General features: G+C 41.1%; 20 protein-coding genes and 1 other RNA gene. 1 reads left to right on the forward strand and 20 read right to left on the reverse strand.

Features of this window, described 5'->3' with window-relative positions; all coding sequences use genetic code 11:
- Positions 1-7 precede the first annotated feature (7 nt).
- Both OCV60_RS04070 and OCV60_RS04075 read right to left on the reverse strand, forming a co-directional pair.
- A complete protein-coding gene (locus OCV60_RS04070; RefSeq protein ID WP_262529428.1) occupies positions 8-3,184 on the reverse strand; it encodes an InlB B-repeat-containing protein in 3,177 nt (1,058 codons plus the stop codon).
- 14 nt (positions 3,185-3,198) lie between these two features.
- A complete protein-coding gene (locus OCV60_RS04075) occupies positions 3,199-6,720 on the reverse strand; it encodes an InlB B-repeat-containing protein (RefSeq protein ID WP_262529430.1) in 3,522 nt (1,173 codons plus the stop codon).
- A gap of 343 nt (positions 6,721-7,063) precedes the next feature.
- On the opposite strand from OCV60_RS04075, the gene asnB reads away from it, so the two are divergent.
- Positions 7,064-8,920 carry an asparagine synthase (glutamine-hydrolyzing) gene (gene asnB / locus OCV60_RS04080; protein ID WP_262529432.1) on the forward strand — a complete coding sequence of 619 codons (1,857 nt, stop codon included), beginning with the start codon at positions 7,064-7,066 and terminating at the stop codon, positions 8,918-8,920.
- Between the two features lie 355 nt (positions 8,921-9,275).
- Here the strand turns inward: asnB and OCV60_RS04085 are convergent, their stop codons facing one another.
- The 18 genes from OCV60_RS04085 to OCV60_RS04170 form a co-directional block, all read right to left on the reverse strand.
- The gene (locus OCV60_RS04085; RefSeq protein ID WP_262529434.1) at positions 9,276-9,860 is read right to left on the reverse strand and encodes a dipicolinate synthase subunit B; all 585 of its coding nucleotides are present in this window, start codon (positions 9,858-9,860) and stop codon (positions 9,276-9,278) included.
- A 181-nt stretch (positions 9,861-10,041) separates the two neighbouring features.
- Positions 10,042-10,899, reverse strand: coding sequence for a dipicolinate synthase subunit DpsA (locus OCV60_RS04090; protein ID WP_262529436.1), 858 nt, complete (start codon positions 10,897-10,899; stop codon positions 10,042-10,044).
- A 96-nt stretch (positions 10,900-10,995) separates the two neighbouring features.
- Complete coding sequence (locus tag OCV60_RS04095; protein ID WP_262529438.1) at positions 10,996-12,357, reverse strand: D-alanyl-D-alanine carboxypeptidase family protein; 1,362 nt, start codon at positions 12,355-12,357, stop codon at positions 10,996-10,998.
- Positions 12,358-12,411: 54 nt separating this feature from the next.
- A complete protein-coding gene (gene scpB, locus OCV60_RS04100; protein WP_243175740.1) occupies positions 12,412-13,107 on the reverse strand; it encodes an SMC-Scp complex subunit ScpB in 696 nt (231 codons plus the stop codon).
- Positions 13,088-13,975: a segregation and condensation protein A gene (locus OCV60_RS04105; RefSeq protein WP_262529442.1), complete on the reverse strand. Its 888-nt coding sequence runs from the start codon at positions 13,973-13,975 to the stop codon at positions 13,088-13,090. The genes scpB and OCV60_RS04105 overlap by 20 nt, the downstream gene beginning before the upstream one ends.
- 62 nt (positions 13,976-14,037) lie before the next feature.
- Positions 14,038-15,510 (reverse strand): stage IV sporulation protein A, encoded by a 1,473-nt coding sequence (spoIVA, locus tag OCV60_RS04110; RefSeq protein WP_021943931.1) that lies wholly within the window; start codon positions 15,508-15,510, stop codon positions 14,038-14,040.
- A 143-nt stretch (positions 15,511-15,653) separates the two neighbouring features.
- Positions 15,654-16,655, reverse strand: a complete 1,002-nt coding sequence (locus OCV60_RS04115) for an NAD(P)H-dependent glycerol-3-phosphate dehydrogenase (RefSeq protein WP_021943932.1) — start codon at positions 16,653-16,655, stop codon at positions 15,654-15,656.
- A gap of 51 nt (positions 16,656-16,706) precedes the next feature.
- Complete coding sequence (gene plsY / locus OCV60_RS04120; RefSeq protein ID WP_118674605.1) at positions 16,707-17,384, reverse strand: glycerol-3-phosphate 1-O-acyltransferase PlsY; 678 nt, start codon at positions 17,382-17,384, stop codon at positions 16,707-16,709.
- Entirely contained in the window at positions 17,384-18,706 is a 1,323-nt protein-coding gene (gene der / locus OCV60_RS04125; protein WP_021943934.1) for a ribosome biogenesis GTPase Der, read from the reverse strand. The genes plsY and der overlap by 1 nt, the downstream gene beginning before the upstream one ends.
- On the reverse strand, positions 18,699-19,574 hold the full coding sequence (gene pgeF, locus OCV60_RS04130; protein WP_021943935.1) for a peptidoglycan editing factor PgeF: 876 nt from the start codon (positions 19,572-19,574) through the stop codon (positions 18,699-18,701). The genes der and pgeF overlap by 8 nt, the downstream gene beginning before the upstream one ends.
- A 17-nt stretch (positions 19,575-19,591) precedes the next feature.
- A complete protein-coding gene (locus OCV60_RS04135) occupies positions 19,592-20,023 on the reverse strand; it encodes a YraN family protein (protein ID WP_317258976.1) in 432 nt (143 codons plus the stop codon).
- Entirely contained in the window at positions 19,993-20,766 is a 774-nt protein-coding gene (locus OCV60_RS04140; RefSeq protein WP_262529447.1) for a ribonuclease HII, read from the reverse strand. The genes OCV60_RS04135 and OCV60_RS04140 overlap by 31 nt, the downstream gene beginning before the upstream one ends.
- 60 nt (positions 20,767-20,826) lie before the next feature.
- Positions 20,827-21,738, reverse strand: coding sequence for a signal peptidase I (gene lepB / locus OCV60_RS12930; protein ID WP_021943938.1), 912 nt, complete (start codon positions 21,736-21,738; stop codon positions 20,827-20,829).
- Positions 21,739-21,743: 5 nt separating this feature from the next.
- On the reverse strand, positions 21,744-22,601 hold the full coding sequence (gene ylqF / locus OCV60_RS04150) for a ribosome biogenesis GTPase YlqF (protein ID WP_021943939.1): 858 nt from the start codon (positions 22,599-22,601) through the stop codon (positions 21,744-21,746).
- Positions 22,598-23,170: a signal peptidase I gene (gene lepB, locus OCV60_RS04155; protein WP_021943940.1), complete on the reverse strand. Its 573-nt coding sequence runs from the start codon at positions 23,168-23,170 to the stop codon at positions 22,598-22,600. Before lepB (OCV60_RS04155) ends, ylqF begins: the two co-directional genes overlap by 4 nt.
- An 80-nt stretch (positions 23,171-23,250) precedes the next feature.
- On the reverse strand, positions 23,251-23,601 hold the full coding sequence (rplS, locus tag OCV60_RS04160; protein WP_021943941.1) for a 50S ribosomal protein L19: 351 nt from the start codon (positions 23,599-23,601) through the stop codon (positions 23,251-23,253).
- Positions 23,602-23,767: 166 nt separating this feature from the next.
- Positions 23,768-24,114: a transfer-messenger RNA gene (gene ssrA / locus OCV60_RS04165) on the reverse strand.
- A 44-nt stretch (positions 24,115-24,158) separates the two neighbouring features.
- Positions 24,159-24,536 (reverse strand): hypothetical protein, encoded by a 378-nt coding sequence (locus OCV60_RS04170; protein WP_117784806.1) that lies wholly within the window; start codon positions 24,534-24,536, stop codon positions 24,159-24,161.
- Between the last annotated feature and the right edge of the window lie 53 nt (positions 24,537-24,589).

Consider the following 24,589-nt stretch of genomic DNA (forward strand, 5'->3'; position numbering starts at 1 on the left):
CCGTATGTTATTTCTTCTTCCATTTTGCATAAATCACAATGTTTTTATCTTTAATCTTTGTGCTGTTCTTTACCTTAACTTTTTTGTTGTCCTTATCGATGTAATACCAGCCGACCAGTTTATAACCTGCCCTCTTTGGCTTTAATGCAGCAAGTTTTCCCTTTAAGAATCCGGTCGCTACACTCTGATTTCTTACTACTTTTACTTTCTTTGTACTCTTACTGCCAAATTTTCCTTTATTCGCATCGAAAGTTACACTGACTTTATCCGCTCCGACATCATAGATCTTTGTCCATTTGCTGTAAATCTTTGCTCCGGTCGAATCATAACGATAACTTCTAACTTCAAAAATTGCATAAGTCTGCAGGCTGATCGCAGGAAGGATCTTTTCTTTCTTATTTCTGATATCAAAGGTCGTTGCATTGCTTAACTTTTTAGCAGTTGGTGCATACCGATATTCATATCCATCGGCTTTTTCACATTTCCAGGTTAATGTAACTTTATATTTTCCTTTATTTCTGCCTCTTGTTATCTTGTTAAAGGTAGTCTTTTTCGCTGTAACCTTTTTCGCTTTGACCTTTGTCCATTCTGCAGTCGCTGTGACATTCTGTTTGATCGCCGTTCCCTGCATCAGAGTATAAGTCTTTGTTCCTGATTTATAAGTCCACCGGGAGAACAGGTATCCGGCACGTTTTGGTACAGGAAGTGTTCCATTTTTAAATCCGGTATTGGCAGAATCTTCAAATTGATAAGTTTTCACATAAGATGACTTGTTGTTTATTTTTCCACCGTTTGCATTATAGGTTACTTTATATGTATTCTTTTTCCAGAATGCATACAATGTAACATTATCCAGTATCGTTACACGATCTGTGCTCTTTCGCACCTTTAACTGCTTTTCATCTGTTGACCAGCCCTGAAAAGTATATCCGGTTCTGGTTGGATTTTTAAGATTATTATATGTAGAACCATAGGTTACATAAATCGTTCCTGAAGTATTCGCCTCTCCATCGTTATAGATCAGAGTGACCTTATACCGGTTTGCCGTCCATTTTGGATACAATGTGATCGTCACATGGTTATCTTCCGTTTTTGTATCCTTTAATATCTGATTCAGATTTTTCTTTCGGATGATATCCCCGGCAAAAAAGTCCGTTCCGGTTCCATCTTCCCTTGTATTCCATCTGTCAAAGGTATATCCGGCTTTGTAATATTGTTCATCCACATCTGATATGGTTACATTCTCACCATACAGGAAATCCTTTGGTGCGATCACCTGATTACCAAGCTTATATTCCAGACGATAATTAAATGCCACCCATTTAGGAACCAGTACAACATCCTTTCCTGCTTTTGTTGTCAGGTTTTTCTTATATGTTTCGCCCGGCTCAAAAACAGTATTCCTTATATCCTCGGTCACATTCTTTGTATCATCCAGAACCCAGCCCGCAAATACATATCCCTCTTTACTGAACTGGGAAATATCATATGCAGGGATCGTATATTCCGCATCATATGTACATGCTATGGATTCCGGTGCTGTTCCGATTACATCATCATCCGAATTCTCCAGACTGAATGTGATCGTATAATTAATCGGCTCCCATAACGCATATAATGGAATGGTATCTGATGTATCAATAAAGTTTGTAACATCCGCACCATCTGGCAGCACCTGTTTGGATGGAAGCTCTGTATACCAGCCGGCAAATGTATAACCAGCTCTCTTGTATACACATTTATCTAATTTTGCCGCTGTATCATAATAACATTTTTTATCCGGCTGTACGCCACTTACGGTATAGCCCGGATCATCGTTTGTGCCATATTCTTTATACGGATAAAATGTAAATGTATATGACTTTTTCTCCCAGACCGCATACAGTGTCACATTTGCTTTATTTGTAGTTGTAAGATTGATCATATTGGCTCTTGGCGCATAATCAACTGTTGATCTGTCCGCCTTTCTGGACCATCCCATAAATGTATAGCCGGTACGCCCCGGAATATTCTTTGGCAGGCTCTGATCATAAGTTGCATTTACAACCTCCGGAGTCTTGTCATCTCTTTCCACAAAAGTAACTGTATATGTGATCGGTGTCCAGACAGGGAATAAACATATGATCTCTGTTTTCGTTGTCAGGTTCTTTACACTTGCCTGATCTGCATATACAACTTTATCCGGATTGCCATTGACCGCCCATCCTTTAAATATATAACCATCTCTGGTAAACTTACACGGATCTAATTTTGCTGCTTTATCATAGGTTAATGTCATATCCGACATAGCACCCTTTTCTGTTGAATATCGATGCTGAAAACGAATATTATACTGGATCGGTATCCACTTAGCATATAATGTGATCACGCCAGTCTTTGTAATTCCCTTAACAGACTGTCCTGCCTTGTAGTTGGTGCCGGTTCCATCTGCTTTTGTATTCCAGCCGCCGAATGTATATCCGGTTCGTGTCAACGCATTGGAAGACAATGTAATGTTTGTTGTATATACAGCACTTGCCACAGCAGGTACTATTCCGCCGGTTTTTCCATTTCCATTATAAGTAATCGTATAGTTATATGCTACAGGTGAAGAAACTAACGTACCACTTGCCTTAACTTTATTATATGATCCGCTGTTCTTTACCCAGATATTTGTAGTACTCTTTCCTGCCTTTGAAAATGCATTTGCTGCAACTCCGGTCAGGTTTGAATTTTTAAAATTGAATTTCGTAACTGCAGTACAGTTTGCAAATGCAGTACCGTAAATCTTTGTCAGAGAATTTGACATACTGAAATCCACATTTGTAAGTGCTGTACAATTCTGGAATGCATTTACATTGATCTGAACCAGAGAGCTTCCGGATACCGTTTTTACAGATGTGATCGTTTTATTATTTGCATATGCAGATCCTGCGATCATGGTTACCTTATACGTTTTACTATTCACTACAACTGTATTGGGAATTGTGATTGCACCCTTGCTGACACCTGCTACTCCTGTTTTTGCAGGTTTGATCGATACTGTCTTTGCCGTCTCATCTACGATTGTACAGGTCCATTTGCCCGACTTATCGGTATATGTTGCTGCAGATGCATTCCCTGATATACTGAAAATACAGATTCCGCAGCAAAGAACTGCTGCAACTGCCAGGATCAGCTTTTTAAATCTTATACTATTACTCATCTTACTTGCCCTCCTTATGGTATTTTTTTACTGATCGTACTTCCAAATTTTCCATATTTCTTCTTGCCATTCTTTACTTTGTACTGTCTGGCTCTGAAATAATATTTTGTTCCATTTTCAAGTCCGCTGATCATCGTTGATAATGATGTCTTTGAACTCTGTATCTTAACAGATTTTGCATTTGAGAAATCACTGTATTTTGAATAATAAATAATACAGCCTTCCGCACCTGCATATTTCCGGATCGTCAACCGGACATTTACCTTGCCGGTTGATTTGGATTTCCAATGCGCATAAATCTGTGTATCTTTTGCAAATGTCGTTCCTGCCGTTACCTTGGAGCCTCCGGTATAATCCGTCCACCATCCATCAAAGGTATAATTCTCTTTTTTTGCTCCAGGAAGTCCCGTAATTCCTGTTCCGGTATCAATTGAAAATTTGCTCTTATTTCCATTGACCTTGCCACCTGCAGCATTCAATGTAACCGTTATCTTCTTTGCCTGCCATCTTGCATATAACGTCAGACTGCCTTCCAGATCCACAACTGTTGAACTGGTATACTGAATTTTTCCGGACTTGCTTGTAAACCAGCCTTTAAATTCATATCCATCCCTTACCGGTGTTGGAAGCGTGCCACAGGTATCCACATAGCCTACAACCTTGCTGGTCCGTCCAACGGTTCCGCCATTTGGATTAAATGTGATCGTAACATCATTTTCTGTCCATCTTGCATATAACGTCACGGTTCCTTCATAAGGAAGCAGATTCTTTACAGTTGCCTGATCTTTATAGACCTTTCCACCTGTCTTATCGGTACTCCAGCCATGGAAGGTATATCCCGGTCTCCGATATGCTGATGCTGCAAGTTTAATGGATTCTCCATATGTAACAGTCTCACCCTTCATGCTTCCATATCCTCCGTTCGCATTATAAACGATACGATAGGTTACCGGGCTCCATACTGCATATAACGCAATACCATCTTCCGTATTATGCAGGATCTCTGCTTCATCTTCATATACAACAACATTCTTATCTGATTCCTCTGCCCATCCGATGAACTGATATCCATCCTTTTCATATGTACACTTTGGAAGCTTTGCTGTTTCTCCACATTTAAAGACAACTGCTTCCATATATCCTTCACCATCTGTTTCGTCGAAAACAATACTGTATGTTTTCTGTTCCCAGACAGCATTTATCCGAACTTCTGTATTAGCCCCATATAATTCCCTGAGGTAGGAATACAGTTTGCTCAATCTCCAGGATTGTATGGTTTTGACCGGATAGATTGTTTCATCCTTATCAAACTGGAAACCGATCAAAGAGCTTCCCTCTTTCTGAAAATCCGTTGAGAAAATTTCATATGCTGTTTTAGAATCATCCAGATTATCTGCTGAGAGCACAATTTTCTTTTCCGTACCAGTTCCGCCATTCGGAACAAGTGTCAGATTATATCCGGAGGCATCACTCCACACCGCCAGAAATTCATAATATCCGGATGCCGTTGCATAAATATTCTGTGTATCACTGAATTCTGCCTCATCCTCGTAGGTTCCGACAATAAAGCTATGGGAATCATCCGGATTCGTATATATCCATTGCCATCTGTAAAATTTCTTTCCAGGACAGGTAAATGTACACTTTGGAAGCTTCAAGGTTTCGCCCTGCTTTACGGTAGCCTCCTGCATGGTTCCCTGACCTTCACCGGCAGAGAAACGGATCTTAATGCTTCTCTTTTCCCAGATCGCATAAAGTGTAATAGAGCTTTCGGCTGTCAGTTTTGTGACCTTCTGACCTTCTTTATAAGATGTTCCTGTTCCATCCGGCTTTGTATTCCAGCATTTGAAGACAGAATCGCTCTTCATAAAATTATTCTGTCGCAATTCTATATACTGGTTATACACAACCCCATCCTGAATGTTCATAGAACCAATACCACCGTTTGCATTGTAGCGGATCTGATATGTATTTGGAACAGCCGATGCATATAATACGACATCTCCCTGTCCGGAAGGATCCACCTTCTGACCATACTTATAAGTTACTGTATATTGTTCTCCATCACTGTCTGTCAAAGTACCGGTAAACTTTAAACTGTATCCTTTATATACATTTTTATCATATGATGGATTCAGTGTTACCTGCGTATTATATCGAAGGTTCGTCTGTTCTACTTTATTATAAGTCTTAGAGCCTACTGTCTTTGGTATCATATATGTAATCTTATATGATCCGGTGTAGACCGCCTTATAATCAACATTTCCATAATTTTCTTCATTCTGCAGCTCTTTTATCATTCTTTGATATGTCGCTTTATTGGCAGTATAAATTGTTTTATTACCCGTACCAAACGCACTTCCCATTTCCAGATCAGCGGTATCAAAGGTAATATTGTTATTTGGCAGATATACATTTCCAAGATCACATTCATCGAATGCCAGTCCACTAATAAACTTTAATTTAGAACCACTTTCAAATGTAATCTTTCTCAAACCAGAATAAGCGAACGCTGCTACACCTATCCTTTCTACAAGCTTTGGTATAACAATTTCTTTTAAATTCACACAGCTATAAAATGCAGCCTCATCTATCTCTTTCAAACATGAACCTTTTTCAAATATAACCTTTTTTAATTCACAACTCATAAATGCATTTTCACCAATGATGACACAGTTCTTTGGAATCGTGATATTGGAAATCGATTCATCACATGCGAAGCAATCCTCACCAATCGAATATACACTATACTTCTTATTCGCAGGGTTTGTAATTACATTAGGGATTGTATATGATGCTATTTTCTTTGTTGATTTTGGATCATACATTATCAGTTCTGCTTTACCGGGATTATTACCGTTCGGTTCTGAAATTATACGATAATTATAGATTTCATCGACGGTCCACCATTCATTCACCCACCAATAACTGCCCTTTTTCATTTTTGATATATCTTTGAATTTCGATCCTTTTTCAAAATTAACTTTTAATACTCCGGCATTAAATGCTCCGGCACCAATTGAAACTACAGACTTGGGAATGGTAATTGTAGATATCGTTTTTTTGGTAGAAAATGCTTCTTCTCCTATTTTTTTTAATTTCGAGCCTGATTCAAATGTTACTTTTTTTATATTCATATCTTCAAATGCATAATCACTTATTGTTTCGCAATTTTTTGGAATTGTGATCTCGGTGATTTTTTCTTCTACATTTGAATAATCGTTCTCGTCAACTGACATACCATCAATCTCTACAACAGTATATTTCTTTTTATTTTTACCTATGATCGTATTTGGGTAAACTATCTTATTGCCAAAATGCCCACCTGATACTTCAGCAGAAATTGAAACCTTTCCAGGTGTCTTTCCCTTTGGATCGGTAATCACTTCATACCAGAACTTTCCATCTGAAGTATTACCACAATCCCCTTCCTTTGCATTTGCTGTACCAGAACAGAATAAACTTCCTGTCAGGATCAGGATGCCCGTTATCATCATGATCATAAAATGTCTGAATGCCTTTGAATGATTCCTCATATTCTTCTCTCCCTTTACAATATTTAATCGTTATACCTCTGTATTCCAAATAATTTTTTATATAAAAAAGTGCTGTAAAAAACATATGCCTTCTCCATATGCTTTTTTACAACACTATTCGGTTCAGATATAGAATTGTCTGTTGTCCATCTATGTTCCCCCTGCCGGATCTCCCCGGCTTTCATGATCTGTTTCCAATTTCTTCCTGGTGCTTTATTGATTTCTATGTCGCATTTCGTACATTATAGCAATCTTACCAATTTTTGTAAATAGTTTTGTTTATATGTTATATTTTACTGCCCTGTTTCATACAATTATACGACGAAACCGAAACGAGTTATCTATGTGTTCTATTTCTGGATTTTATAATGTACATGGCAGATACCTGGAAACGCCCGGACATTTTCGTGATATTCTGTCTGCCATGAATGCAAAGCAAAAGCATCGCGGGCCGGATGATGATGGTATTCTTCTGACGGATACATGCGGACTGTCTCATACAAGATTATCCATCCGGGATATCAAAGCCGGACTTCAGCCCATGTCCCGCACAGTGCAGGGAAGAACGTTCACGATCGTATTCAATGGAGAAATCTATAATACAGATGAACTGAAAAGGGAACTGATCTTACGCGGTTATTCCTTTTCCACAACATCCGATACCGAGGTACTGCTGTTTTCATACATATACTATGGGCCTGACTTTGTAAAACATATCAATGGTATATTTTCTTTTGCGATCTACGATCATGCCGAAGAAGCCATTTTCCTTTACCGGGATCCATTCGGTGTAAAGCCTTTATATTATACCTTTTTATCTGACCGGACACTTGTCTTTGCATCAGAGCGAAAGGCACTGTTCTGTTATCCCGGCACATTTCCAAGACTGGATAAAAAAGGCTTATGTGAGATTTTCGCCATCGGGCCGTCCAAAACGCCCGGTTGCGGTGTCTTCAAAGGAATCGACGAACTAAAACCCGGTCATTATATCCGGTATGACCGATTCGGCTATTCCACCATCTGCTATTTCCGGATCCAAAGCATACCTCATACCGATGACTATCAGACAACCGTGGAAAAGACCTCTGATCTGTTAAACACTGCAGTAAAACGACAGATCGTATCCGATGTTCCGATCTGTACCTTTCTGTCCGGCGGTATCGATTCCTCGATCGTCAGTGCCATCTGTGCGGAAGAACTGAAGAACCAGGGGCAGATATTAGATACCTATTCCTTTGATTTTACCGATAATTCACGCTATTTTAAATCAAATGCCTTTCAGCCGGAACAGGATCGGCCATATGTAGATCAGATGGTCTCTTTCCTCGGAACGAAACATCACTACCTGACCTGCAATATGGAAGAGCTTGCCGACCTGCTTTATGATTCCGTTCTTTCCAGAGACCAGCCGACCATGGCAGACGTTGATTCATCCCTGCTGTATTTCTGTAAGCTGGTATCTGAAAACAATAAGGTTGTGCTGACCGGGGAATGTGCCGATGAAATATTTGGCGGATATCCATGGTTCTACCGGGAAGATCTGCTTGCATCCGATACTTTTCCATGGATGACCGATCTTACACCAAGAAAGCAACTGTTGGATCCGGAATTTGCAGATGCTCTGCAGATGGATGACTATGTAAAAAATCTGTACCATCAGATCATCTCCGAGATTCCGGTGCTGCCGGAAGAATCCGATATCGAGAAATCCCGTCGCCGGATCGGTTACATGAATATCCGGATGTTCATGCAGACCCTGCTTGACCGTATGGATCGTACCAGTATGTATCATGGTCTGGAGGCAAGAGTACCATTTGCTGACATCCATCTTCTGCAGTATGTCTTTAATGTGCCATGGAAATACAAATACCGAAACCAGACAGAGAAAAGCCTGCTCCGTCATGCCGCTGTAAATCTGGTTCCAAATGAAATCCTGTTCCGGAAGAAAAGTCCGTATCCTAAAACCTATAACCCACTTTATGAAACGATCCTTGCCGACCGGTTAAGAGAAGTGATCCACGATGTTGCAAGCCCTGTCAACCGGTTTCTGGATAAAAAAGCAGTTCTGCAGTTTCTGGAATCTCCGAAGGATTATGGAAAACCATGGTATGGCCAGTTAATGGCAGACCCACAAATGATGGCATATTTATTGCAGATCAACTTCTGGCTGAAAGAATACCAGATCTCCATCGAACTCTGACCATAACACCCACCAGCCGGTGGGTGTTTATATCTTATATACCAGAACCCAAAAACACCCGATACTCTATCGTCTCCTGACAACAGATTATTATCTTATAATAATGGATCTCTTATAAAGTAAATAAAGGCTTGTGCCCTGCTGACAATAATATAATGCTCTATATATTACTTCGACATTCACGTAATTTCGTTATGAGACTTGCACTAGCCGTCAGCACCAAGCCCATGTCTGAACCCGTGAGGGTGAGTTTGGGCGACTGCTGACAAACAGGTGTGCAAGTCGAATAGAAATGAAGTGAGTCGAGTAATATATAGAGCATTATACATAGCAGCAAGGGAACAAGCCCTCATTTTTATTTGTCACATAACACCGGCTGAATCTGCTTCCCCTTTAAAGCCTCCTCTATCGTCTCCGGTATCATGGACAGTTTTCCGATCAGGGAATTCGGCTTCTTTACCGGATCATCCTGATAAAATGGAACAAAATAAATATTCTTCATATTCATCAGCATTCCGATATTCTTAAAATTCATTCCCATCGCATCATTTGTTGAAATGCTGATGATCAGCGGTTTATTATTCCTGATATGCGCCTTCGCTGCCATCAGCACCGGAGAATCCGTGATACCATTACATAACTTTGCAAGTGTGTTGCCTGTACATGGAGCGATCACCAGTACATCCAGATATGCTTTTGGTCCGATCGGTTCTGCCTCCTGGATGGTAAAGATCCCTTTCTTCCCTGTTATCCTCTGAATGTCTTTTACAAAATCATCCCCTCTGCCAAATCTGGTATCGTACGTTGCAGACCGTTCGGAAAAGATCGGATATACCGATATTCCAAGCTTTGTCATTTCCTCTATCTCTATCTTTACTTTATCAAAAGTACAAAACGAACCGGTTATTGCAACGCCGCAATTGCACCCTGATAAACTCATATCTATAATCCTTTCCATTCTATACAATTCATAAAATCATTCTGATCCATACTGTTTTATCAATTCCAGGCTGTTGTGTCTGGTTCCAACTATTTAACAAAACCAGACAAAAACTACTGCCTGACAATGATTTTATGTTTATTATAGTGTATGCAGGATCATAAACTATGTGACTGTTTTATCAAAGATACGACAAAACTGCCTCGCCCAGGATCTCACCGGAAGTTTTGGGCGAATACCGTCCCGGAATCCCCAGACTGTGTTTATAACAGATCCCCTGCTCATCCAGATATGCAAAATCCGTTCCGCCCGGTTTGGATGCTATATCCAGAATAACAACATCCGGACGAAGCTTTGACAAGACTGTCCGATCAAGCACAGGCGCCGGTATCGTATTGTAACAGAAATCAAATGTATCCAGCTTTTCACAGGAAGCCAACTGATTCAACAATATCGTATGACAATCCCCCATGGCTGCCTTAATACAGGCTTCCACACTTCTGGCTGTAACCGTCACCTCCGCACCCATACGAAGCAGCTTCTGTGCAAGGACACGCCCGCATCTTCCATAACCGGTAACCAGACATTTGCTGTTTTCTATATTGATATCACTCATCATAAAGCTTTCCGTGATCGCACCTTCTGCCGTTGCAACCGCATTTTTTAGCGCAACACAGTCATCCTTCATATAATCGTGACATGGTATACCTGATTCTGCACAGGCTTTTGTCAATTCCTGTGAGATCACGCCCCCACATACCAGACCAAAGTCCCCCACCATGAAAGCAAGTGCTTCTGCCGTAAGCTCTGAGCAGCCATTGATATGGATTCCGTCCTTTGTAACCGGAACTGGAAGCAACAGCCCGGTTTCTTTTAAAGTATCATCGGTCTTGAGATTTCCAATTATATCCTGTAATTTTTCTCCGGTATCTGCAAGTTCCGGCACCTTCCATGTAAAAACCGGATAGCCCTGTTCTTTTAAATATAAGACCAGATAGTGGCAACGCAGGTCACCACCCACTACAACAAACTGTTTCAAATAATAACCTCCCTGTTTCTTTTCATCAATCTTATACTCCATATTATATAGTAACCTGTCATCTGTTGCCCGTATACTACAACTATACTTCAACGATCAGGAATAATTTCTGTCAATATAATACTTTATGTACCCACTTATAAAATCCATCCATGTCATTCCGGATATTGTTTCTGTAATAAATACCGGATAAATAGCATAGACCTTACCGTTAATTGACAGAACAACGGAACCAATCTGCATCCCGGTTTGCAACGGAAGTCCAAGTTTCTCCGGCAGAATATACCGGACAGTGATCTGCTCATCTTCCCGCAGCAACAATGTTTCTGAAAAGCTGCAGTCCCATGCGATCGTGGCCTTTTCTGCATCCTGCTGTTTTCGGTAATTGGAATCATACTGAATAGGAATGTCCGTTTTTTGCAGGATATCATCTTTTATGGTATGTTCCTGATAATGATCCAGTCCATAGTTCATAAGCTTTTTCGTATCTGCCCATTTATAAGTTTTATTCCCCGGCCAGCCGCATCCAAGCAAAGCTACGATGAACAGCTTTCCATCCCGTTCTAACGCTCCAACATAACAATAACCGGCTGTTCCTGTAAATCCGGTCTTACCTGTCAGTGCTCCATCCATCATATTCAGAAATGCATTATGATTATTGCAGGTAAAGCTTCTGGTTCCTGCAAGATTGGTAAAAGAATAGACAGACGTTCTTGTGATCGTAAGAAATGTATCCTTTTCAGACGACTCTTTGATACAATACCGCAGGATCCGAGCCAGGTCAGCAGCCGTTGTTCCGTGTATTCCATGTTCATCCTTTGCATCTAAGCCATTTGGCGTAATAAAATGTGTCTTCATGCAGCCAATATCCTCTGCCTTCTGATTCATCAGCTCCGCAAATTGTTCCACACTTCCGCCAATATGCTCTGCGATCGCAACTGCACTGTCATTATGGCTTTCCAGCATCAGCGAATACAGAAGATCTTTTAATTTATATTCCTCTCCCTCTCTGATATTAAGCTGTACATCCGGCATCTTTGCTGCATAGGAAGATACGACCACCGTATCGTCCAGATCACCATATTCAAGTGCCAAAATACAGGTAAGGATCTTCGTCGTACTGGCATTTGCACGAACTTCTTCACCTGCTTTATCATACAGGATCCTGCCGTTTTCTCCATCCATCAGAACAGCCGACAGTGCATGAAGATCATTGTCTGTGATCTTTTGCTCTGTATCTACCTGAAGGGTATTGCTGTTCTGTTTGCTGTGATCATTCCAATGAACTATCCTTTGCTGTTGCGGCTGCATCACAAATGCTTTCGCAGGAATCACAGAACAGAGCAATACTGAAGCAACAAGGATCCATGCAAACAGAAAACCTGCGGGAATCTTCTGTCGCCTTCTTCCTGCAGGTTTCTGTTTTCTTTTATGATATTTGAAATATAACCCTAACATACGATCACCGGATATATTCTTTCTTCATAAAAATATATTCCGGATCTGTCGGTTTTATGACTCGTTATCCAGCCCGAGTGTGATCTCATTTGCCTCTTCCTGTGCTTCCTTCTTAAAGTCCTCGATCTTATCCGGACTGATCATCGGAAGCTCCTCTGTCGATGCAACGCCGAAGCTTCGCAGGAATTCCTCTGTCGTTCCAAACAGGATCGGTCGTCCCGGAGCATCCAGTCGTCCAACCTCATCTACCAGTCCGTATTCCATCAGCTTATTGATCGCATGTGCACAGGAAACTCCACGGATGGCTTCAATCTCCGGTCTGGTGATCGGCTGCTTATAGGCAACGATCGACAGGGTTTCAAGCAGTACATCCGTCAGATTTGGTTTCTTCGGTGTACAGACAACCTTTGTCAACACATCGTAGTACTCATTTCTGGTACACAACTGATATGCATTTTCAAGCTCGACCATCTTAATGCCCCGATCAGACTGATTATAAATTTCCAGCACCTCTTCCATCTGCTTGGACAGCTTCTTTGTCTCCATCTCCAGTGCCTTAGCCAGTCGATCTACTGACACAGACTCCCCAATGGAAAACAGTATTGCTTCAACTGCAGAAACCAGATATTCTGTACTGTATTCTTTATAAACAACCGGCTGTTCTTCTACATTTTCCAGTGTTATCTCATTTACTGTTGCTTCGTTCTCTTTTATCTCACCCATACCCATCTTATCCTCGTTCTGTCTCATTGGCTTCACCATCTGCCTGATGAATGGCTTCTGCATTTGTCTCTATTGAATCCGGCACATCTGCATCTGTTTTATCTGTATCAGTATTCTGGCTGTTCAACTCATATGCAGCAATGTCATCTCTGGAATCAATGATGATCTCTCCAAATATCTCTTTCTGCCGGATCTTAATGGCTCCAATCTTCATAAGCTCTAATATTGCAAGAAATGTTACGATAATATTCGATCTCGATGCCTGCATTTCAAGCAGTGTCCGGAAATTGATGCCTGCAAGTCCGCGGACCTGTTCCCGTACCTCCGCCATCTTTGCTTCCAGTGAGATCTCCTCTCTCTCGATATTTTTGAACTTACTACGGATCGGATCTACCTTTTCAACCTGTTTCCGCATCACGGATTTGAAGATCTCATTCAGTTTTTCCAGATTCATATCATATTCCGAGATCAGTGCAACCGGATCCACGACCGGCTTGAAATTTTTCACCTCTGCAGGAATGCTTTCTTTTTTATAAAATGCCTTTGCACCGTCAAGCTCCAGATCTTTCAGCTCACTTGCCGCATATTTGTACATCTTATACTCCAGCAATCTGCGGACAAGCTCTTCTCTCGGATCCTCTTCCTCCTCATCCTCTTCTGTTACCTTCGGAAGAAGCATCTTGGATTTGATACGGATCAGAGTTGCCGCCATGACCAGGAATTCACTCATAACATCCAGGTCTTCCTCTTCCATATGATTCACATAATCCAGATATTGCTCTGTGATCGTTACAATCGGTATATCATAAATATTTACTTTATTCTTTTCGATCAGATGAAGGAGCAGATCAAGTGGTCCTTCAAATACATTCAGTTTTACATCGATTGCCGACATATTGTCTCCCTTTATCCCATACAGACGCCATCAAGGTTTTTTCACATCTGTTCTCTGTATGCCTATATAATAATGCAGACCAGTCCGCCATTTCCATCATTTACGATCTTCTCCATGGTATCCTGAAGCTTCTGCTTGCTTTCTACATTCATCTTATTTGTCTTTGTATTTAATCCATCCTCTACAAGCTGCTCGATCGACTTGCCAAAGATATTCACATCCCAGATATCTTCTCCATTCTCTCCGGTGCTTGTTTTGATATATTCGACCAGATCCTCCGCCTGCTCCTTCGTACCAACGATCGGTGCGATCTCCGTTGTAATATTCGCTTTGATCATATGAACCGATGGTGCCTCTGCCTTGATCTTTACTCCATATTTGTTGCCTGCCTTGATCAGCTCCGGTGTTTCCAGTGTAATATCCTTCTTTTCCGGCATTACCAGACCATAACCGCCATTTTTCACACTGTCAAGTGCATTTATAACCCCATTGCAGAACTTTTTCTTTTCTGCCATATCTTTGATCTCTGTAATAAAATCATACTCATTATGGATTTCTGTCCCAAGCATATCGGAAAGCATCTCATAATAATATCTTCCATAGATCGTAACCTGAACACTCAGCGAACCGTCTGCAAGATTTACATTGTTATATGTATACTTTTCCACATATTCATTTTCCGGAAAAGCAAAATGAACCATATCATATATGTGCTGATTGCTGTTCATGATGTCCATGGCATTCTCGATCACACTCTTTTTGATCTTATTGTCATTCTCGGATACCTCCAGCCACTTTGGTATCACAAAATTAATACAGGTGATAGGAAAACTATACAGCATCGAAGTAAAGATCGCATTGATATCATTTCTGCTCAACTGATCACAGTTTACGGGAAGAACCGCAACACCATATTTATCTACCATCGTTGCTGCAAGCTCTTTTGTTTCTTTTGCTCCCGGTCGATTTGAATTCAACAGGATCACAAACGGCTTTCCAATAGCTTTTAATTCCGCTATCGTTTTCTCTTCTGCTGCAAGATAGTTTTCTCTTGCCAGATCGCCAAAGCTGCCATCACAGGTCACCACGATCCCGATCGTTGAATGACTGTTGATCACCTTCCTGGTTCCGATCTCTGCCGCTTTTGCAAATGGAATATCATAATCAAACCATGGAGTCTTGACCATCCGTTCTTTTCCATCCTCCATCTGACCTTCCGCTCCATCTACAACATAGCCAACGCAGTCGATCAGCCGGACACGCATATCGATCTCATCATCTACCCGGATCTCGACGCCTTCTTTGGGTATGAATTTGGGTTCTGTCGTCATGATTGTCTTACCGGACGCAGACTGTGGCATTTCATCCAGCGCAATCTCACGGTCATTCTCATCTTTTATATTTGGAATGACCATCATTTCCATAAACCGTTTGATAAATGTTGATTTTCCGGTTCGTACCGGACCTACAACACCTATGTAAATTTCACCATTTGTTCTGGCATTGATGTCGTTGTACACATTAAAGCCTCCCATATATACCTCCTGCATTTCTTACACATTTTCCGTTTCTGCTCCTGTATTTGTATCATAAAAAATGGAAATACAAAATCTGTTTCCTATGTAAAGATTATCATATAAGTAATATATGAAAGAGCTTTTACAAGTATGTCAAAAACTTACTCCTCTACAGATATCTCTGCCTTTCTGTCTCTGGTAAGCAGATCCACAACTGCTTCACGGGCAGGCTTGCCCTCGAATAATACCTTATTTACCTCTTCAACGATCGGCATATCGACTCCGTACTTCTTTGCAAGCTTCAGTGTCGCCTTTGCGGAATATACCCCTTCTACTACCATCTTGACCTCAGCCATTGCTTCTTTGTAGCTCTTGCCCTGTCCGATCAGATAACCGGCATTCCGGTTACGGCTGTGCTTGGACGTACAGGTAACGATCAGATCACCCATACCGGATAAACCGGCAAGTGTCTCTACATGTGCTCCCATCGCAGTTCCGAGTCGTAAGATCTCTGCCATTCCTCTGGTCATTAACGCTGCCTTCGTATTATCTCCAAAACCAAGACCATCCGTAATTCCTGCAGCCAGCGCAATAACATTCTTAACAGATCCGCCAAGTTCGATTCCGGTTACATCTGTACTGGTATACACACGGAATACATCATTCATAAACGTATTCTGGATCAGCTTAGCAGTATCCATATCGCGTGCTCCGGCTACTACTGTTGTCGGAATACCAATACCAACCTCCTCTGCATGGCTTGGTCCGGAAAGAACTGCAACCTTTGCTCCAGGGATCTCACTCTCGATGATCTCTACGATCGGAGTCAGGGTTGCCTCCTCAATGCCCTTGCTGACATTGACGATCAACTGATCGTTTGTAATGTAAGGCGCGATCTTCTTTGCTGTGCTCCGGATAAATGGGGACGGAACTGCACAGACGATCATTTTTTTCCCTTTTATCGTCTGTTCCAAATCTGTTGTAAATGTGATTGTTTCATTCAGATGAACACCTGGAAGACGATCCCTCTGCTCCCTGTATGTGTTCAGCATTTCAATCTCTTTTTCATCAATGGACCAGACGGTAACATCATGCCCATTCCCCGCCAGCAGGTTTGCAAGTGCAGATCCCCAGCTCCCTGCTCCTAAAATACCTATTATCATACTAAATACCTCTCCATCTTTATAACTTTGTGGTCGATATAATTTAACATACTATGCCTGTTCTTCTGTTGTCTTATTTCTTCCCTTTAAAGAGAATTTATTCTCTGTTCCTTTGATCAGTCTGACAATATTCTGTTTATGACGATAGATTGCAAGCAAGGTAATAAGTCCTAAAACAATGCAGCTTTCAAGTTTCATCGAATCGGATGTAAAACCATAAGAACCTGTATATGCAAATATTGTATAGGAAACTAAAAGTCCCAGGACAAGGCAGATAGAACCTACGGATACATATTTAGTTACAACCACACAGAATACGAATAATCCTAGTTCAATAAGCGCAACTCTCCAATCCAGTAAACCGATTGCGATTCCGGATGTCGCTGCAATTCCTTTACCACCTTTAAACTGCATGTAAAACGGAAAATTATGTCCAAGTACAACGCCTGCCGCTGTATAGATTACAAACAAATATACGTTTTCAATGCCAAGAGCATTCATGATAATATGTGTGACGCTGCATGCGATCACTGATTTAAACAGATCACCAAGGAATACAACTGCTCCAGCCTTCTTTCCAAGTACACGAAGTGCATTTGTCGTTCCTGCATTACCACTTCCATATTCCCTTATATCAATACCATGTAATTTACCGTAAATATAGCTTGTCTGGATGATACCAAAGAAATATCCTCCAATCAGACATATGATTCTCGCCAGTACTAACATTATTTTTCTTTTCTCTCCCTGATAATAAATTTTAAAGGTGTTCCCCGGAAACCAAATGCTTCTCTGATCTTGTTTTCAATATAACGTGTATAAGAGAAATGCATCAGTTCTTTATCATTTACGAATATAACAAATGTAGGCGGCTTAACAGCTACCTGCGTAATATAAAACAGCTTCAGACGTTTACCTTTATCTGTAGGCGGCTGCTGCATCGCAACTGCTTCTGTCATGATCTCGTTCAATACACCAGTCGCAACACGAAGCGAGTGATTCTCGATGACAGCATCGATTGTTTCAAATAATTTCGGAAGTCTCTGTCCGGTCGCTGCCGATACGAATAACAGCTCTGCATAAGGCATATAAGACAGCTTTTCCCGGATCTCCTTTGTAAACTTATAAATGGTCTTGTCGTCTTTTTCCACAGCATCCCATTTGTTTACAACGATGATCATACCTTTTCCACGTTCATGTGCAATACCTGCGATCTTCGCATCCTGATCTGTGATACCCTCTGTTGCATCAATGACCAGAACCGCTACATTACATCGTTCAACAGCCGATACAGTACGGATGATACTGTAACGCTCAATATCTTCTTTGATCTTGCTCTTTCTTCGAAGTCCTGCAGTATCAATAAACACATACTCCGTTCCATTTCTGACGATTTCGGTATCGATCGCATCTCTTGTCGTTCCGGCAATATCAGATACGATCACACGGTTTTCACCCAAAAGCTTATTGATGATCGATGACTTACCTACATTCGGCTTACCGATAATGGCAATTCTAGGTCTGTCATCTTCCTCTTCATTTTTTGATTCTTCATCAAAATGAGACACAACTTCATCTAACATATCTCCGATTCCAAGTCTGGATGCACCGGATATTGGAACAGGATCGCCCAGTCCGAGATTATAGAACTCATATACATCATTCATATATTTCTCAAAGCTGTCCACCTTGTTTACAACAAGGATCACCGGCTTCTTCGATTTACGGAGCATCTGGACTACCTTATGATCATCGTCCACAAGTCCCTGTCTGACATCTGTCATAAATATGATAACATCAGCAGTCTCAATGGCGATCTCTGCCTGCTCCCGCATACTTTTTAAAATAATATTGTCGCTTTCCGGCTCAATTCCACCGGTATCTATGATCGTAAAATTATAATCGAGCCAGCTCACATCTGCATAGATTCTGTCTCTGGTTACGCCAGGCGTATCTTTTACAATTGAAATTTTCTCTCCTGCCAGTGCATTGAACAGGGTAGATTTACCTACATTTGGGCGTCCAACGATGGCTACTATCGGTTTACTCATTTACGTTTCCTCCGTCTGCTGTCGATTTCAGCATGATAACAGCTCCCAGATTGCCACGTTTCCCATGGCTCGCCCTGTGTGAAAACAGGAAATCCGGATTGCAGCATGTACATATGTCGGTTACATTTATATGGTCAGGCAATATACCTGCACCAGTCAGATTATAATAATTTGCCCGGTGTAAATCAAGCAAATACTTACCATTTCCAATTTTTTTTGTCATTTTATCATACTGTTCCGGTAAATAAGCATCCTGAAATGCCTCAGCTACATCCTCGCTTACCTCATAACAGTTCTGACAAATAGACGGTCCGACCGCACAGATCAGATCCGAAGCCTCACATCCATACTCCTTATTCAAGGCTTCGACCATATGGAGGCTGATATTCTTAACGGTTCCGCGCCAGCCGGAATGATTCATGGCTACAACCTCTTTTACAGGATCATAGAAAAAGACCGGTACACAGTCCGCATAAAACGTGATCAATGGCAAATCCTTTACATTCGTCATCAGACCATCTGTTTCCGTTATATCCGATTCTCTTGTGATACCTTTTCCGGCATCTTCCTCTGTTATTTTACGGATCACAGTTTCATGTACCTGATCAGAAAATACCAGTCTTCTGTAATCATATCCGACTGCCTGTGCCAGCCTCCTGTGATTCTCCATAACTGCATCCATATCATCTCCACGATGAAAGCTCAGGTTCATCGTAGAATATATTCCTTCACTGACCCCACCAAGTCTCGTTGAAAATCCATGAACTATCCCCGGCAGTTCCAGATTCTTAAATACAATATACGGAACTCCGTTTTCCTCTTTTATCTCTGTTGTCTTATCCTGATTGATATATGTTATGTTATACATTTTCATACCTCATAACCTTAATAATATCCCTGATAAGGGAAGGCATCTTTCATATGATGGATCTCATTCTCCGCCACCGCAACCACATCGAATCGTACCGGTGTATTGTAAGGATCATATCCATACCGTTTCATATAATACAGGGCTACCCTGCTGATCTGACGCTGTTTGACAGGTGTTACCGCCGCCTCCGGCGATCCGTATCTGCTGTTGCTCCGATATTTTACTTCTACAAATATCAGATACCCATCTTTTGATACGATCAGGTCGATCTCTCCGGATGCGACCCGGTAATTTCTCGCAAGTATCTGGTAACCTGCATCTTTCAGATATGATGCAGCCATCTCTTCATATTCTGTTCCCTTTTTTCTTGTATTATAATGGTCGATACAGTTGTTCTCCTTTTTCTGTCTATCTTCTATTCTTTCCAGAAATGTGTGATAAAAGATCTTCTGTGGATCTCACATGGTCCAAGTAATTTTAATGCTTCTATATGCTCCTTAGATCCATACCCCTTATTCTTTGCAAATCCGTATCCCGGATAGATCTCATCATAAGAAACCATCAGACGGTCTCTTGTTACCTTCGCTATAATACTGGCGGCAGCGATCGAAGCAGATTTTGCATCTCCTTTTATGATCGAAACCTGTGGGATCTCTACCTCCGGTATCTTAACCGCATCGTTTAATAACAAATCTGGCTGAACCGTAAGCTTACGGATTGCGATCCGCATGGCTTCATAATCTGCATTTAAAATATTGATCTGATCGATCAGCTTCTCATCTGCCATACCGATTCCGTAAGCAACCGCTTTTTCTATAATCTCATCATATAATTCTTCACGCTTCTTTTCAGAGAGCTGCTTGGAATCATTCAGGTATAGAATATCGCAATTCTCCGGCAGAATGACAGCCGCAGCTACTACCGGACCTGCAAGCGGGCCACGGCCTACCTCATCAATTCCACAGATATACTGACAGTCCGCATGCTGTCTCTCATATTCAAACATATGCTCCATCCGGTCAAGCTCTTTTTGATGTGCTGTAAGCTTCTTTTCAGCAGAAAGGATCAGTTTTTTTACACCTTCCCTGTCATCCTCTGCATATCTTTCCATCACATGTCTGACTGAATGTATATCTGCATTTGCAAATTCGGATTTAATCCCTGTTATACTTTTTCTTTTATTTTCCATCTCATCCTCATATAAGCATAAATGGCTGTTGTTTCTTACACGACAGCCATTTATCTGTACTTATTGTTCTTCTTTATTTAAAAAACCGAATCCACCGGTAAACCGGAATACTGCTTTCCCCACAAATTTATTCTTATGGATATTACCGACATCCGACAACCGGCTGTCCCGGCTGTTATTCCGGTTATCACCCATAACAAAATACTCATCATCACCAAGTGTGACCGGTTCTGCCGCAAGCCCTCTGTGATTTTCTTCTATGACTTCTTTTCCATAATCTTCCTCCAATGGTTCATCATTGATATAGATCACACCATCTTCATCAATATATACGGTTTCACCCGGAAGTCCAATGATACGTTTGATATAATAGGTATCATCTTCTTCCTCGTATGGAAATACAACAATATCAAAACGTTCCGGATCTTTAAAATGATAGGACAGTTTATCGATCCAAAGGCTGTCACCATTATGAAGGGTATCATTCATGGAGTCTCCGCTCACCTCTGTACGCTGTCCAACATATGTAAGGATCAACCAGCATATTGCAACGATCGCCAGAATATATAAAGCGAGACTGATTAAATCTTTTACGATATTGATCTCTTCTTTCTCCTGTTTCTTCTTTTTCTTGTCTTTTTTCTTCTTTTTTCCCGGCTGTTCTTCTTCCTCCAGTACATGAGTATTGGAGGATGCATCTGAATCAGCAAAATAATTCGTTACTGTTTCTCCGGCTTCATTTACAACATCAGACGCTGCTTCATTCTTTTCTTCCGTCTCTGCCTGCTCCGAAGGAATTGTTTCTGTTTCTTCCTTCTTCTGCTCCGGATCTATTCCCTTTTTCTTTAACTTTGCAAGCTGCTTTTCACGCTTCTTTTCAAGCTTTTCAATCTCTTTTTCCCGTGCTTTTTTTGCGGGATCATCGTCAAATATAGCATTCAGTGCTTCCACACGTTCGTTATCATCTTTCATATCAACTACTTATCCTTTACAACAGCCGGTCGTTCCAGTGATATCCTGCCAAGCTTTCCTGCCCGGAAATCATCCAGTAGCTGCGCTGCAGCTTTATCGATATCCAGTTCGCCGCCTTTTTTTATACATGCCCTTTTTTCTGCGATCTGTTCCAGAATATGAACAGAATCGGCATCCTCATTAATATTATACCTATCAACAAGGCTCTGACAATAGTTTAATTGTAAAAATTTGATCAATTCATACGCAAGGTCGGTAATACTTAAAATCTCATCATTGATCGAACCGATAAAAGCAAGTCGTAATCCAACCTCTTTATCATCAAATTTGGGCCACAATATTCCTGGGGTATCCAATAATTCAATATCTTTTCCAAGACGTATCCATTGCTTTCCCTTTGTAACACCCGGCTTATTTCCAACCTTTGTACATGCTTTTCTGGCATAAGAATTGATAAATGTAGATTTACCGACATTTGGAATACCAACAATCATCGCACGAAGCGGACGGTTAATGATACCACGCTTTCTGTCCCGCTCGATCTTTTCTTTACAAGCTTCCTTTACCACATTACTGATATTCTTCATGCCATCACCGGATCTTGCATTGATCTTTGCTACAAAAAATCCTTTTTCTTTATAATAATTTTCCCATTCTGCTGTTGCTGATGCATCTGCCAGATCTGTCTTATTCAACAGAATCAGGCGGTATTTGTTCGCTGCAAGTGCATCAATATCCGGATTCTTGCTGCTATATGGCACTCTGGCATCGATCAGCTCGATCACAACATCGATCAGCTTGATGTCTTCCTGCATCATACGTTTTGCTTTTGTCATATGTCCGGGATACCATTGTATATTCATCGTGTCTTTATCCTTCCTAATATCTCTGCTTTTTTCACATTTCCCACTTTCAGGAATCTGGAATCTTCACTGTTATTGACATTATCACCAAGCAGGAAATACTCATCATCCCCCAGCTTTACTTCATTCTCTGCCAGTCCTGCTGTAAATATATAATCATCAAATGGCAGATCCGTCCGTTCACTGCCATCAATATATAATTTTCCATCTCTGATCTGAACGGTCTCTCCCGGCAATCCGATCACACGTTTAATATCATAATAAGCATCCGGCGTATCAACACTTCGGTATGCAACAATGTCATATCGATCCGGAGAGCTAAGAAGGTAACATAACTTATTTACTGTAACCTTCTCCTGATTAGTACACACCGGATTCATGGAATCACCAACGACATACACAGACTGAAAACAATAAGAAACCATTCCATATCCCAGCACAACTGCGATCAGAACGGACAACAGCCAGCCAAATATCGTTCTGACCGTACGCCTAAAGCTTCTTTCTTTTCTTCTCTGCCGACGTTTCTCCCGCCGTATTCTTTTTCTGCGTTCACTTTTATCGCTCATATCTCTACTCCGATAGATTCATATTACAAAAATGGCTGGAGCTATCAACCCCAGCCACTTTTTCATGTAACCTGTAAAAATTATTTAACAAGCTCTTTAACCTTTGCAGCTTTACCAACTCTTGAACGTAAGTAGTAAATCTTAGCTCGTCTTACTTTACCATGTCTAACTACTTCAATCTTCTCAACAAATGGTGAATGTACTGGCCATGTCTTTTCTACGCCAACACCGTTTGAGAACTTTCTAACTGTGAAAGTCTCTCTGTTGCTTCCACCCTGTCTCTTAATAACAGTTCCTTCGAAAATCTGGATTCTCTCTCTGTTACCTTCTTTGATCTTGTTGTGTACTTTAACAGTATCACCTACTGCAAAGTCAGCAACTTCTGTCTTCATCTGAGAAGCTTCAAGATTCTTAATGTAATCGCTATTCATTTGTGTGACCTCCTTGATATTTAGATGTTCTTACTACCACACCGGTACAGAGGACCATCGATTTTTTTCACAACTCGTTCAGTTTACCATACAAATAAAAAGAATGCAAGAAAAATCTACACCTTTTTGGGTGTACGACCTTGCATCCTTTTTGCCATAGTTCATGCTATGGAGCTGGTGGGATTCGAACCCACGTCCAAAAGCTCATTCATCACGGCATCTCCCATCACATTCCGTATTTTAACATTTCCTCAGTACCACGCCTACGGACAGGCTGGATACATCAGTAGCTTCATGAATTTTCCGATACCGCAAAGCTTAAGCACCGGAGTTTCCCGTTGGATGATACCAGATCTGAAAGGTACGGGGGACCTTAAAGCTGGCAGTTGCCTTTAATTAGGCAGCGTAAGCTAAATTATCGTTAGCGTTTATATTTAATCTAAGTTTTAACGTGGTCCTAGTCCACGGATGGCTTCCGTGACTGCAAAACCCCTGTCGAAACCAGTCAACCCCTGGTTTGTAAAGGAAAGCTCTGTTGTCAGGTGCTTTCTTATATATTACTCAGCAGCTTCTGTTGTGTCAGTCTCTGCTGTAGTTGTCGTTTCAGATGAAGTATCTGCTTCAGAAGCTGTATCTTCAGAAGTATCACTGTCAGTATCCTCTGCATCGGATGCTGTAGCTGTACTGCTGTTCTCAAAATAGCTTCCATATCCCTGTTCTGCCCATGTCTGGCTGACATATGCGCCAAGCTTCTCAGCTTCTACATACTTTGGAATCGCTTTGTATATCTTTACACCCAGTGTAGCTGCAAGAATACATCCAACTAACACGCCAAATATGCACCATCCAAGGATTTTCTTTCTCTTTTCACGCTTCATGATCGCTGCGCGGTTCTTCTTCTCATATTTTCTTTTATCTACTTTACTCTGGCTCACTTACCTGACCTCCCAGTAAAAATCTTATTGGAGTATATCACATCTGTATGAAA

Origin of the sequence: Coprococcus ammoniilyticus (assembly GCF_025567345.1) — a bacterium.
GTDB lineage: Bacteria > Bacillota > Clostridia > Lachnospirales > Lachnospiraceae > Coprococcus > Coprococcus ammoniilyticus.

Coding starts and splice junctions, on each gene's coding strand:
- pgeF (WP_021943935.1), bottom strand. CDS start 19,574: ATGTATAACATAACATATATCAATCAGGATAAGACAACAGAGATAAAA.
- OCV60_RS04070 (WP_262529428.1), bottom strand. CDS start 3,184: ATGAGTAATAGTATAAGATTTAAAAAGCTGATCCTGGCAGTTGCAGCA.
- OCV60_RS04095 (WP_262529438.1), bottom strand. CDS start 12,357: ATGTTAGGGTTATATTTCAAATATCATAAAAGAAAACAGAAACCTGCA.
- lepB (WP_021943938.1), bottom strand. CDS start 21,738: ATGAAAGATGATAACGAACGTGTGGAAGCACTGAATGCTATATTTGAC.
- OCV60_RS04075 (WP_262529430.1), bottom strand. CDS start 6,720: ATGAGGAATCATTCAAAGGCATTCAGACATTTTATGATCATGATGATA.
- lepB (WP_021943940.1), bottom strand. CDS start 23,170: ATGAGCGATAAAAGTGAACGCAGAAAAAGAATACGGCGGGAGAAACGT.
- OCV60_RS04140 (WP_262529447.1), bottom strand. CDS start 20,766: ATGGAAAATAAAAGAAAAAGTATAACAGGGATTAAATCCGAATTTGCA.
- asnB (WP_262529432.1), top strand. CDS start 7,064: ATGTGTTCTATTTCTGGATTTTATAATGTACATGGCAGATACCTGGAA.
- rplS (WP_021943941.1), bottom strand. CDS start 23,601: ATGAATAGCGATTACATTAAGAATCTTGAAGCTTCTCAGATGAAGACA.
- OCV60_RS04115 (WP_021943932.1), bottom strand. CDS start 16,655: ATGATAATAGGTATTTTAGGAGCAGGGAGCTGGGGATCTGCACTTGCA.
- der (WP_021943934.1), bottom strand. CDS start 18,706: ATGAGTAAACCGATAGTAGCCATCGTTGGACGCCCAAATGTAGGTAAA.
- ylqF (WP_021943939.1), bottom strand. CDS start 22,601: ATGAATATACAATGGTATCCCGGACATATGACAAAAGCAAAACGTATG.
- scpB (WP_243175740.1), bottom strand. CDS start 13,107: ATGAGACAGAACGAGGATAAGATGGGTATGGGTGAGATAAAAGAGAAC.
- plsY (WP_118674605.1), bottom strand. CDS start 17,384: ATGTTAGTACTGGCGAGAATCATATGTCTGATTGGAGGATATTTCTTT.
- OCV60_RS04105 (WP_262529442.1), bottom strand. CDS start 13,975: ATGTCGGCAATCGATGTAAAACTGAATGTATTTGAAGGACCACTTGAT.
- OCV60_RS04085 (WP_262529434.1), bottom strand. CDS start 9,860: ATGAGTTTATCAGGGTGCAATTGCGGCGTTGCAATAACCGGTTCGTTT.
- spoIVA (WP_021943931.1), bottom strand. CDS start 15,510: ATGGGAGGCTTTAATGTGTACAACGACATCAATGCCAGAACAAATGGT.